Consider the following 14,422-nt stretch of genomic DNA (forward strand, 5'->3'; position numbering starts at 1 on the left):
TTATCCTTTAAATTTATATTTGTCTCCCTGTCTTAAGTTTTTCATTAAAGCGGTCAAGATCTTTTCCTTGTAAGCCGCTGTCTTTTCCGCCAATTAAATTACGGATAGCTTCAAGTTCTTCTGCCGAAAAATTTACTCCGTTTTTTTCATGCCGTTCAAAAGCAGCGCAGGCAAGAGGCGCTACGGTTTTACAAATTTCAAACATAACTTCGGCATAGTCTCTGATTTCTTTTTGTGCATGAGCATCCATACGCAGTCTTAAAAAATGGAAAAGGTTATGCAAATCTATTTGCCAATACCATTCGGTATAGGTAGAAAGAGGGAGATTGATTCTGGCAAGTTCTCTTGCAATATTTTTATCGAGCAATTTACAGTAGCCTGCATAAATTTCTTCTTGTTGCTTTTGTAGGGAATTTATAACTTCATTTTGAAGGTCTTGAGGAACAGCCTCATTCATTCTGCCTTGTTTGTTGTCAGAGCTTTGTAAGGCGATATCGTTTCCGGCCGGTACATAAAACTCTGCTTTTAAGATAGAATACCGTCCGGAAATTTCGTTCAGACGGGCTGTTCTGTGCCTAATCCACTGGCGGGCTACAAAAATGGGCAGCTTTACATGAAAGGTAAAAACCACCTGTTCAAATGGAGAGGTGTGCTTATTCCTCAAAAGATAGTCTATTAAAGCGGCATCTTCCCGTACGGTTTTAGTGCCTTCTCCATAAGAAACACGGGCTGCCTGCACTATACGGGCATCGGTACCCATATAATCTACCAATCTGATAAAACCTTTATCAAGAACCTTAAACTCTTTATCCAAAATTTTTTCCGCTTGCGGAGCTATACAATGTGCCATAGTGTAATGATAACAGAAATTGCAAAAATTTTCAACCTCTTGCTTTTTCTAAATTTTAAGAATGTTTATAATTTAAAATAAAATTATTATAATAATGCTTCCTATAGTTCCTAATATCAGCCACACAAAAAAGAACCATCCTAAAAAAATATTTACTTTTCGTTTTTTCTCATCGTTTTTGTATTTTTCATTAACATTTTTAAAACCTCTACATAAAAAATAGATCAACAATCTAATTTGTATTAAAATGCCTATCCCTAATAATATTTTATCAAATAAAAAATTATTCATTATTACCTCTTCTTTACTTATTCCATTTATCGCCTGTTGCTTTTCCCTGTTTTTCAATGATTACATCTATCAAAAATTCTATCATAAAAGCAAATGGTAAACAAGCAAGAGAAAGAAAAAGAAGAGAGATGTTTAAATTAAAAATATCTATTTCAACTTCTCTTCCCAGGCTCATAGTAATAATCAGCAGAATAGTAATTAAAAATGTAATATACAGCACAATAGTTTTAATTCCGGCTGATAAAATATTTACCTTAACTCCTTTTAATTTCTTTTTAATTTTTATTTTAAAACCGGCAAACAAACAAAATAATTGTACAAGAATAGCAGTACTGATATTTATAATAACTTCTTTTGAATCAAAAAATGATATTGGAAGATAAAAAAATCGTCTTGAAGCATATAGAAAATCATTATAATCAAAACCGTTAGGCGTGTGAATAAACATACATAAATATACAAGATAAAAATTTATTACTGCTATAATAATCGAGGTAATAAATACGCTTTTACGTATCTTTCCTTTTTTATAATAAACAAGTTCTATGGTTAAAAGTAATGAAATAATATACCATTGAATGCTTACAGTATCAATATTATACATGAATAGATAAAAGATAAGTTCTGTTCTGCCTGCAAGTAAAGCCTTAAGAAGTCCGGTTAAAATAAACAGACTATTAAGCAAAATTAAAATATTTATAAGTTTAAAAAAATTATTTAGATCGATTTTTATCATAACGATAAACAGCCTCCAATAGTTCTATTTTGACATCATTAATTTTGCCTGCGTCATTAAATGAAAATGTATATTTTTCTTTCGTATCAAAAACTGCATATTCTCTACCTTTATAAAATTGCTTGTTTTCTTCAATCATTTTTTTTGTATCCGTTATATGTAAATTTGATAATTCAATTAGTCTATCATAAAATTCGGTATCATATTCATGTCTTGCAGTAGATAGTATTAAAATAACATCATCATCATAACTTATTATTTGTTTATCCTTAATATCCATATGAGAAAACAATATAGGATCATATATTGCTTTCCAAAATATTTTTTCTTGCCACCAATGCTCAAAATCATATAATATCTTATCTGCAAAAATTTTTTCAGCTCTTTGCTTAACTTTTACAGACATTCGGGAGAAATGTTTTTTATCAGAAATAAAATTTGAAATCTCGCCTTTTTCCAAAATATATTCATAGAGAGCAAAATATTCATCAACAGTTTTGAGTTTTTTATTTTTACAAGATACTACAAAGAATATTGTAAAACATATAAAAAGTATGAAGATAATCTTCTTCATTTTATTCCTTCTTGCTATTAATTGCAAATAATTATTTACCGGTGTTTTCAAATTCCACAATGTAAAATAATTTTATCATTCGTACTTGCATATTCTAGAAGTTTAATCAATTCTTCTATTTTATGCAAAATATATTTTTTATCAAAATTAAACTCCGGTATTATATTTACTTCAGGAGCTAAATTAAATAACTCTTTCCATACGCCAACAATTTTTAAAAAAGTATTTAAATTATCCGATTCTATTAAACTTATACCATAATAGAAAAGGCCTTTTGTGGTTTTTGTCTTTGCTGTATTTGTAGATATAAACCATTTCAAAGTGTTAGACATATATATGATTATAGCATCATCAACTGCAATGTGTCTATATTGATATACCTTTTTTAAATCAACTTGATTATCAATATTAATAACATCATCCAAATTTTCAATAATACAAAACTCATGAACTAATGCCATCTCTTACTCCTTATTCAACTGAAAAAATATTTACATCACACGCCCTGAATAATTCTGGACACTACGCCCAAGAAAAAGACAGGCTTAAAGTCTTGATTAACTCCGGCTTGGAAAGTAAAAGGAACATTATCGAATAATGTGTAACCTGCTCCTAAGCCGAATTCCGCGATAAGATTTAATTTTTTTGTTTCATTAGAGCCGAAGCCGGCATCAGCGAAGGCTGAAATAAAAAATCCGTTTGAGCTAACTCCTGTTCGGGCGGCGTACCATCTAAGTTCAGTTCCCCAAATGTGCATTGAAGAATATTTTTTGACATCTTTAAACGAAAAACGCCGCGTCATCGATTCTTGAGACTTTTCTATTTCATAATCGGTTATGGTATTTACATTCTTAGACTTTATCCTATCGGTATTATAAAATGTATAAACAAAGCCTACATCAACATAGTACAGTTTAAAAGTTACCGGCAGCTCGAATTTAAGTCTGTAATTAATAAAACGGCTTTCGGGAATCCAGTCGGTAAAAAAAGAAAAAGATGTTGTCGCTTTAAAATAACCTAAATCTGCAAGAAAAACATCAAATCTAATTCCCTGCGATAATTCGGTAACGGTTTTAGGTTTCAATTCATTTTGCGAATTCTTAAATTTTATTTCATTAACATTCCTTCTTCCTACACGGGCAGGAAAAGAAATTTTTAATTTGTTTATAACAAATATAAAATCGTTTCTTGCATAAAAAATTTGATCCGAAACTTTTTTGTGCATCGTAAATGGAACAAAATCATAAAAAGCATTTATATTCCATTTAAAAAAATCTTTTTGAACAAACATTCCTATAGAAGAACTGACTGCCGGCCCGTTATCTGCCGAAAAAAAGATGCCTGCATTCGGAAAAACGCTTACATTATTTTCCCGATGAAGCCATCCGAATTTTACTGAAAGAGGAAACCCAAAATAATGCGGAAGAATATTGAATTTAGAAATTTTTATAAAATCATCTTCATTATTTTTTTTGACTTCTTTATCTTGAGAAAATCCCGCAATCATCATAAAACAAAAAACAAAACATAAAATCTTTTTCATTTTTACCCCTTAAATATAAATAATTTTATCAATCGTTTAAAACAACCGATAAACTTAATATTCCGTTTAATATATCTTTTTTATTTAAAAGATTTTTTGAAAGATATACTATTTTAAATTTAAAATCATAAATAAACAACTCGGTCTGAATAATTCCCATAAGTTCTTTATCCTGCAAGCCTTGTAAACCGGCAGTAATTTGAGCATAATCTTTTAAGCCTGTACTGTAAAAAAATCCGTAATTGATACCTTTAGAATTATAAGCACCTTCGGCTATTAAAGTAAAAGTATAATCATTATCTTTTACAAGGAATGTTTTAGAAATACCGGCAAGTACGCCCCAATCATCAATTTTTTTATTTATAAATTTTACAGGAAGTCCTGCATTGGAATAAATTTTAAAATCTAAAGGCAGATTAAATAAAACTTCTAAGGCTGTTTTTAGTGTATATTCTTTCTTATTATTTTTAGCCGGTTCAAAAAGCATATCCGATTCCAATCCGATAAAAAAAGAAGATGATGAATATGCAAATTTTGTCCAAACGGAATACCAATCAGGCTTTTCAAAAATATCGACAGAACGGCTATCGAATGCATAGCCTAAGTCTATTATAAAATTTTTTATAGGTATATCGAATTTTACATGCCACAAAACTGTATCCGATTTTATCATTTCAGGAATATTTAAATAAAAATAATTTTTAATAATACCTTCCCCAAAATAAATTAAATCTTTTCCGGCTTGAAACGAAAAATAATCGGTAAAAGCGGAATAATTCAATCGTCTAAAAAAAGGTCTTACAATTTTTTTGTTTTTAAATTCATCTCTTGAAAATTCATTTTTAAAAAAAACACCCGGTTGTAAAAATAAATTTTGATTTTTAAATTCAAAATCAAAATTTAAAAAAGCTGAAGTATCTAAGTTAGAAATAATTTGAGGTGCATAAGTATTTGCATCGGTATTAAGGAAAACATTTAAGTTATTTAATTCAAAACCGGGACTGATTGCATGGAGATTTATAAAACTAAAATAAAATATAAAAAAAATAAATTTCTTCATAGTTCTTCCTATTTTTTTATCAAATTCTCCATCTTTTGAGTCAAATGCTTTAATTGAGAGTATGAAAAAAGCGATGCGGGTATATCGGCCTTTTTAATACTCATAGTTATCCATGAGCTGTAAATATTTTTTTCAAACAGCATATCGTACACATCTATTTTAGCAAAACAAGGATAACCGTCTATATTTTCTATATGATAAACTATTTTTTTTATCGGAGTTTGTTTTGCATCGGTAAATTTGAGTTCAAAAATATTTTTAGCTTTTTTTGTAAATATAATATATTTATATGAAGCTTTTGAATTTTGTTTTTCGAGAATAAAATCATTATTCTTGTATTCAATAATTTTATAATTGCTCTTAAAATCGGTTTTTAAAATATCCTGCACTTCAAATTCTTCTATTTTATATGCACCGGATATTTTTAATGGTGTTTTCAAATTTTTAGTGTAAAGCCAGTACCCTTCATTGGAACTAAAAAAATATTGTATTTTATTTTTTGATTTTATTCTTACAAACTGCCCACTCTTATTAAAAAGGCAATAAGAGGACAGCCTGCTTTCTTCTTTTAAATCCTTATTATATTTTATTATTGCTTGTTCAGTTAAAAAAGTTTTAGAGGCTTCGATATATCCCGAATTGATTTTTAAAAAATATTGATAATCTTCATCATCAAATTTTTCTTCTGAATATAAAACTAACGAAAAAATTAAAAAAAGTAATCGTAAAAAATATTTCTTTTTATTCATATGATAACTCCTTTGACTAACTTATATTATAGTTTATAAGTTTTATACTGCTATGTTTTTTAATAGTATAAATCGGATATATAACCGAAATTAGAGCCGTAAAGAATATAAAGATTTGAGTTTTGATTACTGCTTCAGCTGTAATAAAAAAATTTAATAAGTAATAAGAAGTTGAGCCCGGAGGATTCATTTTTATATCAAAGGTTTGAGTAATAATATTTCCTGCTTGCGATAACAAAATGCCTCCGATAGTCCCTGCAAGAGATAAAATACATACTTCTAAAATTAAAACCAAAATAAGCAAAGATTTTTTTAAGCCGATGGCTTCCATTGTGCCGAATTCGCCTATCCTTTCCATAAAACTTGCCGAAAGACTTTGTGTCAGAGCCACAAAAATTAACACACACAAGATTCCGCTTATTACGGTAAACTGTACATTAAACAAATTACTTATCTGCTGCCATGAAGGATTAAGCGTTTTCCAGTTTCTAACTTCAAAATTTAAATTATTCTCTTTAAAAATAGAATTTAATTTGCTTTCAACTTTTTCAACATCCTTATCATTTTTTAAGTACAATCTTATATATGAAGCCGTATCGGGCATACCGAAAAATTCGAGAATATCTTTTCGGGAAGCAATTAAAAAACCTGCATCATTTTGAGGAACTCCTGTATCTATATTTCCTGAAACTTCGAAAGAACCTGCTGCAATCCCTTCTTCTCCCATAGACGACATTATATTTACATAATTATTATTTTCCAAATTCAAACCGAGAGATTTAAATAAACCTTTTCCAAGAACAAGGGTATTGTCTCCTTCAAAAACAGGAACCCCTTCGGTTGCTCCTAAAGAGTGCGGCTCATCATATCCTGAACCCCAAAATATTGAAGAAGAATTTTCCGTGCCTATTATCCCTTGAAAATTTAGAACAGAATCGAAATTTTCTATTTCGGGCATTTTATCAAAAACATTTTTAAGTTTATTCAAATCTTTAGATGTAAGTATTAAATCTGCCGTATTTTTTTTATCCCAAAAATCTTTAACCGCAGCTTGAATATGCCCCGATTCTTGTATAAAGCCTATAGCCATTCCTTGCTCTGAATATTCTACAAATCCTCTGTATAATAAGATTGCAGCAGAAGCAATTGCAATTAATAATATGGAAAGGATGCTTCTTTTTTTGTGAAACTTAATATTATCCCAAGCACTTTTTATTAAAAACATTTTTCCTCCAAAAAGTTTTATTCCCCTGAAGCTTCATTCAATGAACCGCTGACCATTTTATAAATCTTATCCGCATAATTTTTTATAATAGGATCATGCGAAACAAAAATTCCTACTCCGCTTTTTTCTTTTAAGTATTTACGCAAATATTCATAAACTTGATTTGACCTATCCGAATCAAGTGAAGAAGTTATTTCATCCGCAAGAATATATTTAGGATTGCAGGAAAGAGCTCTGACTATCGAAACTCTTTGTTTTTCTCCGCCTGAAAGTTCATTGGGTTTTTTATAAATCAAATCTTTTAAATCAAAACATTCAAACAAAGGCATGAGTCTTTCTTTTATTTCTTTTTTTGATTTTTTTTGAATTTTTAAAGGTATGGAAGCATTATCAAAAATGGTTTGAGATTTTATCAATTCAAAAAATTGAAAAATAAGTCCGCAGTTTTCAAGCCTGAACTTAGCTCTTCCGCCGTTATTCATTTTATTTATATTCTTATCGCCCCATTCTATTTCTCCCGAATCGGGATAATCTATTCCTGTAATTAGATTTAAAAATGTGGACTTCCCTGCCCCGGAATTACCGTAAATCCAAATCATACTTCCTTGTTCGGCACTAAACGAAATATTTTTTGTAACTTCAATTTTTTTTGTGTTAATACTGTAAGTTTTATATAAGTTTTTAACTTTAAGTTCAGCGTTTATCATAAAATTAAGATTCCTTTTTTATAATTTTCATAAAGCAATGAAACAAGCGGGTGATCAGGGAAAATATTTTTTGCCTTATAAAAATGATACCAGCCTTTTTTTGTATCATATGTTTTCATGTAAAATATAGAATACCATATATAGGCATTAAATTTATCAACCTCATTTAATTCTTCAATATATTCTTCCGTCGATTTGATTTGAGAATTAAAATTAGATGTGGTTTCATCGGCAGCCGCAATCTGCCAGCAAGATAGTTTTACAAAAGCGGCCTTATTATTTTTATCTTTTAAAAGAGCCATTCTATATAAAACCGGAAGGGTTAAGATTGTGTTAAACCGTTTTGTTTCGGGAAGCGGAAGTTTTGTATAGAGGTAATCTGCATACTTTAAATATACTTCACCTTCCAAACCGGATAATTTTAAAAATCTTTTTAAATCTTTATCTATTTTTTTTATCAGTTTACCTTGATGATTCATTCCGCCGTAATTATAAATTGTCGAAAGAATTTCGGCATGTTCAAGATATAAGATTAGAAGTTCATTTTGTTTTTTTATATCTCTCATCTTTTTATTTTCTAAAAGAATTTTTTCCAAAGAATCCGTAAGAGAACCTATTCCGTCTATTAAAATTTTCAAATCTTCATCGCTGATGCTGCTATTTCTATAATATTCGCTAAAAAGAGAATCGCACTCATCTAAACTAAAGATTTTTGTCTTATCCGGATCTGACGGATTTACGGAAATGTCTTGTGCAAAACAAAAAAATGAAAACCCGATAAAAAGAAAAAAAATCGATGTTAATTTATGTGTTCTATTTTTTAAAGAATATTTGATCATTTTTATTTAACTCCTCAACCACTAAACTGAAATTCTCATCGGCTATCAATCCGGCTGCGGCCTTTAAATCTTTTTTGGATGAAGCTTCATTTTCAAGTGCAAAATAAACCTGCGATCTGAAAATAAGGGCCAAGTATTTTTCATAATTGTTTTTTGCATTTGATACAGCCTTTGAAAATTCCTTTAAAGAATTTTCATATCCGCCGCCGGCTATAGGAGGAGCAAAGAACATCCACAATCCGTAGGATATACTTGCCGGAGCAAATTTTTTATCTTTTTTTAAGGCATCAACATAAAGCAATTTTGTATCATTGGCTTCCTTATAAACATCCTGTCCGGATAAAAAGCCTATGTACTGTGATTTAATATCTGCCCAGCTGAGTAAAAACCACTTACCGGCCTGCGAATTCTTTTTCCCTTGCATAAAAGCGGTGCTTTTATCGTTTTGAGTTTTCAACTTTAAAAATATTTTTTTCTTGTTGCTATTGTCTCTATTCAAAACATTCAACTCTTCTAAAACCAAAAAATTTTCGAGAGTCAGTTTTTCTTCTTCAGATATTTGCATTTTTTCGGTCTTTTCTCGATATTCCGCAATAGAAATTTCCATTTTTTCTGAAGCCGTATTATACAGTTCGGCTTTGAATTTATAAAAATTATCATAAATTTCTTGCGAGCTTAAACTAAGATTGAATGTAAGGAGCAAAAAAAAGATTAATTTTGTTTTCATAATCACCCTCCGATTTCTTATAGATTATATTTTTTTTAACAAAAAGTGAAGTGCAGGGAATCATTTTTATTATGACATTTGTCATAATAAATTTCTAAAATCGCTAAAATTGCTCTTAGTTGAAAAAAAAGCGTTTTTTTGCTATGATATTCGCCTCAATTTTATTTTAGGAGATAAATATGCAGGAAAATCAAGAACAAAGAAAGGGCCCGAGTTTTTTTAGAGCGCTTTTTAGAGGAATAAATATTTTACGTCTGATAATAATAAACATCATTTTCTTCTTTTTCTTTTTTAGTTTTTTAGGAGTTATGGGAACAATCCCTTCTAATGCAAAAACCATTACCCGTGTGCCGAGCGAGGCCGTATTATGCATAAACCCTTCCGGTATTCTTACAGAAAAGGAAGCGGATATTTTTTCTGCCGGTATTCCCGGAATCGGTAAAAAATCAGTCATACTCGTTTCAGACCTTGTAAAGGCCATAAAAAACGCTGCATTTGATAGGCGCATAACAAGCCTTTACTTGGACTTTTCAGAGCTGGCAGGTCTTTCATCAGGACATTTAAGCGAGTTGGGAAAAGCTTTAGAAACTTTTAAAAACTCCGGTAAAAAGATATACGCCTATGCCGTAACCTATTCCATTCCGTCTTATTTTTTGGCATCCTATGCCGACCGCATCGGAATTGACCCCTTAGGAGAAATCTCCTTTGCAGGCTTTGCTTCCCGCCCGGTATTTTTTAAAGGGTTGGAAGAAAAATTCGGCATTAAGTGGAATGTAATACAGGCCGGGGCCTACAAGGGCATGGCCGAAACCTATTCCAGAGATGCTCTTTCTCAAAATGTAAGAACTAATCTAAAATCCATGTTCGATAACTTGTGGGATAAATACACCTCGGATATCGCCTCCAACAGAAATATATCTCCCGAAAAAATCAAAACCTTTGCCGAAAAAAATAATTCAATTATAAAAAAATATAACGGCAATGGAGCAAAAGCGGCTTTAGAAGAAGGCTTTATTACGGACATAGCCTCAGTTGATGAATTTGCTGCAAACATAGGCTTTGCCGACAGTAAAACCTTTTCGGTAAATGTAAACACAATAGACTATAATTCGTATAATGCAAATTTTATGGAATTGCCTTCTCAAAATTCGATAGGAATTATTCATGTAAACGGTGCAATTACTTCAGTAAGTACAGGTCCTATAGACGAGGCAGCTGTAAGCTACAAAATAGTCGATCTTTTTGATATGGCCCAAGATGACCCGACCGTAAAAGCCATTGTCTTGCGAGTCAATTCAGGCGGAGGAGAGGTATTTGCTTCCGAAGAAATCAGACGAGCTGTTGAAAGAGCCAAGGCCTCAGGAAAACCGGTTGTAGTTTCGATGGGTTCCGTTGCTGCCTCAGGCGCCTATTGGATTTCTTCTTCAGCCGATTATATTTTTGCAAGCCCCTACACAATTACGGGCTCAATCGGTGTATTGGCTACAGCCCCATCTTTTAAGGACGCCGTAAAAAAACACCTCGGCATAACAAGCGATTTGGTTTATTCCGGTCAAAAGCCTTCGTATTCCCTCTTAGAAGATCCATCGCCGGAAGAAAAAGAAGTGCGGCAGCTTGAAGTTATGCACATATATAAAACCTTTATCGAGACGGTAGCAAGAGGCAGAAGCCTTCCCGAAAACACCGTTGCAGAATTAGCCGGAGGACGAGTCTATTCGGGTGAGCAAGCCTTAAATTTAAAATTGGTAGATGCTCTCGGCTCCTTGGATGAAGCAGTAAAACATGCAGCAGAACTTGCAAACATAAAAGAGAAATATTCCGTAAAGGAAATAAAAAAGCCCCTGCCTTTTACTGAAGCCGTAATGAAAGGCATTTTAGAAGATCTTAACGCTTCAACACTTTCGCAGATGAATTTTGCAGACATCAAGGCCTTCACGGAATTTTTAAATTTAAAATCAAAAAAAGGCATCTATGTTTACAGTCCCGAATACCTCATTTGGGAAAACTAAGTCTGTAATAATAAAGAATTTTTTCGGAGGAAAGATATGGCTATAAATTGCGGAATTGTCGGACTACCCAACGTAGGAAAATCTACTATATTCTCGGCTCTTACAAGTGCACCTGCTGAAGTTGCAAATTATCCGTTTTGTACAATAAACCCCAATGTGGGAATTGTAAGTTTACCCGATGCCCGTTTAAAAAAATTGGCAGAACATTTTAACCCTAAAAAAGTAATTCCTGCAACCGTAGAATTTGTGGATATTGCAGGTCTCGTAAAGGGAGCCTCAAAAGGAGAAGGTTTAGGCAACCAGTTTTTATCTCACATAAGAGAGGTCGGAGTTATCGCCCACGTTGTACGCTGTTTTGATAATGACGACATCGAACACGTTGCAGGAAAGGTAGACCCCGCTTCCGATATCGAAACCATAAATATCGAGCTTGCTCTTGCCGACCTTGCAAGTTTGGATAAAAGAGCTGAGCGGGCCGAAAGAGCAAGCCGTATGGGCAAGGAAGCCCAAAAAGAAGCTGCTGTCGTAATGCGGGCTATCGAAAAAATCCGCCCCCTCTTGCAGGAAGGAAAAGGAGCCCGTCTTGCCAGCCTAAGCGATGAAGAAAAAGCTGCAATCTATGATACTCACCTAATTACGATGAAGCCCCAAATGTACGTCTGTAATATAGATGAAACTGAGGCATGCAAAGATAACCCTTATGTAACTGCCGTCAAAAAAATTGCAGAATCCGAGGGAGCCGATACCGTTGTAATTTGTGGAAAATTCGAAGCCGAATTAGCCGATTTGGAAAGTGAAGAAGAACGATTAAGCTTTTTGGAAGAAGCAGGTTTAGAAGAATCGGGACTTTCACAGCTTGCAAGAGCTGCCTATCATTTGATAGGGCTTAGAACCTTCTTTACAGCTGGAGAAGACGAATGCCGCGCATGGACAATTCATGCAGGCGATACAGCTCCAAAGGCTGCCGGAGTTATCCATACCGACTTTGAAAAAGGATTTATAAAAGCAGAAGTATATAGTTTTGAAGACTTCGTAAAATACGGCAGTGAACAAAAGATAAAAGAAGCAGGACGTTACCGCCAAGAAGGAAAGGCTTATGTAGTCAACGACGGAGATATTATGTTCTTCAAATTCAATGTTTAATTTTCGGCAGGCAGATTATTTTTAACTTAAAATTATATAAAAAAAACAATAAATTTTTATAAAAATACTTGACATTTTTATATATTTCAAGTATACTCAGGCCACACACAAACGATACACACTGTTTTTCACTAGACTCACTCATTATCCTCCTTTTGAGTGGGTCTTCTTTTTTATACCTTCATCATCTTTTTTTCAATCCAAACGTAATTTTTGCTTAATTTGAAGCTAGATCAAATACCGCATCCAAATCAAATTTGTCCGTCTTTATTTGAGAAAGTAAAATATTTTGGTCCAATTTTGCTTCAAAGGGAGAATTCTTAAAAAACTTAAAAAACAGTGAGTTATGATTTTTTGTGTCTTGGTCTATTTCTACAAAGAGCTTGTAGGTTCCGGTTATGTTCCGTTTTGCAAAAATATACAGCCGCTCTCCGTTTTTTTGCCCTGTTGCCGCAGCCTTTGATTCCGCTGCAAGAAAAAAACTTTTATCGGGGGTTACATAGGATACGGCAAAGGATCCGAATTCTCCCAACATATTTTTTCCGTTAAAATTAAAGGTTCTTATCAAAAGACCTTCTTTGTTTTTGCCGCTTCCTGTCTGTACCGGAAATTTTTGTACATCATTTTTTGAAAGTTCTTCTATAATTTTATTTAGAACATCGAAGCCCTGATCGTCATTTTCGATGAGGGTACTCATAAGCCTTTTTGCAAAGGCGCCGTCTTGGCTTGAGTTTAACCGCTCTATCATTTCGGCCGGACTTAATCTTTTTTTTGTCAAGACTTTTTCATTTTTGGGCTGATTATCTATTTTAAAAAATTCAGGGGCTGACGGAGCTTGAGGAATTGCAGGGCTTACAGTGTTCGGCTTAGGTATGGCCGGTATTTCCGGGATCGGCGGCACAGACGGAATGGGAATCGGATTTGAGTTTTGAGCAATTATAGGCAGAGATGTAAATATCGAAAAAATCACAGCGATTATAAAAGGGCTTATCGGCATATTTGCAAGCCGGCTTTCAACAGTTTCAAGCCGAGCTTGAAGGCTCAAGATAGTTTTTTCCAGCCGCCGTTTTTCTTTTTCTAGGGTTCGGCGAGGATCTTCTTCTTTTTTTGCCGAAATTTTACCCCGTACAGTTGCAGGACTGGTCTTATTTAAGAACATTTCCTCAGCCTCGGCTCTTTTTTCAGGATTACCTATATTGGCAACAAGCTTCATAGCCTCATAGCCTATTTCCGGATTTACATTATAAGCACTTATTTTTTCGAGAGCAGTCGCAGAGGCTCTAGGAAGACAAAGAACCCTGTCAACATAATCCTCGTATCTTACTCCCGCTTTTTTACAAAGCGGACGGGCCTTTCCAAGCAGGCGGCCGAGTTCTTTCATAAGGCGGCCGTCTTCTACCATTATGACCTGCCGAATCTCATCGGTTAATTCCAAAAGTTCCGGCGACTCTTCAAGCGTAATCTTATAAAAACCCTTCTTTTCGGCTTCAGCTAGAAGGTTGTGAAAAAGAGTCCAAAACTTAGGGCTGTGCACCCGTGTCGAATAAAACCCGCCCTCTTTTTCGCACTGCTTGTGGTGGGTATATTCATGCACCGCCGTGTAAATAAGTTCATTATCGTTTGCAAAATTCTTATTGTGAAGAATAATTTCGTGCGTGTCCGGCTTATAAAGCCCGTTTACTTTTTTACTGCTCTTGCCCGTAAAAACCACCGAAAACTCAAGCTCGGTATCCGCCGTCTCAAGTAAAATTTCTTTAACCCTATCCTGATTCATAGCTTCATTATATACTATTTAAGGTAAATTTTCAAAGTGATAAAGGAACAATAAGATAATATGGTAGTTAGTACATAGGTTTAAATACCATATTTTAAGCGCCTTTTTATTGGAATGTATAAAGAAATCCGATTTTTTTCATTCTTTCAAAACACTTTCTATCAATTCACAGGCATTCGTCAGCTTTAGTTTCCA

15 protein-coding genes are annotated in these 14,422 nt (G+C 33.1%); 2 read left to right on the forward strand and 13 right to left on the reverse strand.

Going from position 1 to position 14,422, the window contains the following annotated elements:
- Window positions 1–13 precede the first annotated feature (13 nt).
- The 12 genes from thyX to E4O01_RS12530 all read right to left on the reverse strand — a co-directional run bounded on the left by thyX (window position 14) and on the right by E4O01_RS12530 (window position 9,301).
- Entirely contained in the window at window positions 14–850 is an 837-nt protein-coding gene (gene thyX, locus E4O01_RS12475) for an FAD-dependent thymidylate synthase (RefSeq protein ID WP_253692509.1), read from the reverse strand.
- Window positions 851–922: 72 nt separating this feature from the next.
- A complete protein-coding gene (locus E4O01_RS12480; RefSeq protein WP_253692510.1) occupies window positions 923–1,141 on the reverse strand; it encodes a hypothetical protein in 219 nt (72 codons plus the stop codon).
- A 13-nt stretch (window positions 1,142–1,154) separates the two neighbouring features.
- Window positions 1,155–1,877, reverse strand: coding sequence for a hypothetical protein (locus E4O01_RS12485; RefSeq protein WP_253692511.1), 723 nt, complete (start codon window positions 1,875–1,877; stop codon window positions 1,155–1,157).
- Window positions 1,855–2,451 (reverse strand): EexN family lipoprotein, encoded by a 597-nt coding sequence (locus E4O01_RS12490; RefSeq protein WP_253692512.1) that lies wholly within the window; start codon window positions 2,449–2,451, stop codon window positions 1,855–1,857. The genes E4O01_RS12485 and E4O01_RS12490 overlap by 23 nt, the downstream gene beginning before the upstream one ends.
- Window positions 2,452–2,498: 47 nt before the next feature.
- On the reverse strand, window positions 2,499–2,912 hold the full coding sequence (locus tag E4O01_RS12495) for a hypothetical protein (RefSeq protein WP_253686031.1): 414 nt from the start codon (window positions 2,910–2,912) through the stop codon (window positions 2,499–2,501).
- Between the two features lie 35 nt (window positions 2,913–2,947).
- Window positions 2,948–3,994, reverse strand: coding sequence for a hypothetical protein (locus E4O01_RS12500; RefSeq protein WP_253692513.1), 1,047 nt, complete (start codon window positions 3,992–3,994; stop codon window positions 2,948–2,950).
- A 28-nt stretch (window positions 3,995–4,022) separates the two neighbouring features.
- Window positions 4,023–5,054 (reverse strand): hypothetical protein, encoded by a 1,032-nt coding sequence (locus E4O01_RS12505; RefSeq protein WP_253692514.1) that lies wholly within the window; start codon window positions 5,052–5,054, stop codon window positions 4,023–4,025.
- 8 nt (window positions 5,055–5,062) lie between these two features.
- Window positions 5,063–5,803: a LolA-like protein gene (locus E4O01_RS12510; protein ID WP_253692515.1), complete on the reverse strand. Its 741-nt coding sequence runs from the start codon at window positions 5,801–5,803 to the stop codon at window positions 5,063–5,065.
- 16 nt (window positions 5,804–5,819) lie between these two features.
- A complete protein-coding gene (locus E4O01_RS12515; RefSeq protein ID WP_253692516.1) occupies window positions 5,820–7,028 on the reverse strand; it encodes an ABC transporter permease in 1,209 nt (402 codons plus the stop codon).
- A 17-nt stretch (window positions 7,029–7,045) separates the two neighbouring features.
- Window positions 7,046–7,735: an ABC transporter ATP-binding protein gene (locus tag E4O01_RS12520; protein WP_253692517.1), complete on the reverse strand. Its 690-nt coding sequence runs from the start codon at window positions 7,733–7,735 to the stop codon at window positions 7,046–7,048.
- On the reverse strand, window positions 7,732–8,574 hold the full coding sequence (locus E4O01_RS12525) for a hypothetical protein (protein WP_253692518.1): 843 nt from the start codon (window positions 8,572–8,574) through the stop codon (window positions 7,732–7,734). Before E4O01_RS12525 ends, E4O01_RS12520 begins: the two co-directional genes overlap by 4 nt.
- Window positions 8,549–9,301 (reverse strand): hypothetical protein, encoded by a 753-nt coding sequence (locus E4O01_RS12530; RefSeq protein ID WP_253692519.1) that lies wholly within the window; start codon window positions 9,299–9,301, stop codon window positions 8,549–8,551. Before E4O01_RS12530 ends, E4O01_RS12525 begins: the two co-directional genes overlap by 26 nt.
- Before the next feature lie 179 nt (window positions 9,302–9,480).
- Between E4O01_RS12530 and sppA the strand changes: the two genes are divergently transcribed.
- Window positions 9,481–11,310, forward strand: coding sequence for a signal peptide peptidase SppA (gene sppA, locus E4O01_RS12535; protein ID WP_253692520.1), 1,830 nt, complete (start codon window positions 9,481–9,483; stop codon window positions 11,308–11,310).
- A gap of 36 nt (window positions 11,311–11,346) precedes the next feature.
- Window positions 11,347–12,453 carry a redox-regulated ATPase YchF gene (gene ychF / locus E4O01_RS12540; RefSeq protein WP_253692521.1) on the forward strand — a complete coding sequence of 369 codons (1,107 nt, stop codon included), beginning with the start codon at window positions 11,347–11,349 and terminating at the stop codon, window positions 12,451–12,453.
- A gap of 217 nt (window positions 12,454–12,670) precedes the next feature.
- On the opposite strand, the gene E4O01_RS12545 is transcribed toward ychF, so the two are convergent.
- Window positions 12,671–14,227: a hypothetical protein gene (locus tag E4O01_RS12545; RefSeq protein ID WP_253692522.1), complete on the reverse strand. Its 1,557-nt coding sequence runs from the start codon at window positions 14,225–14,227 to the stop codon at window positions 12,671–12,673.
- Window positions 14,228–14,422: the final 195 nt, after the last annotated feature.

Source organism: Treponema sp. OMZ 790, from assembly GCF_024181285.1.
In the GTDB taxonomy this organism is placed as follows: domain Bacteria; phylum Spirochaetota; class Spirochaetia; order Treponematales; family Treponemataceae; genus Treponema_B.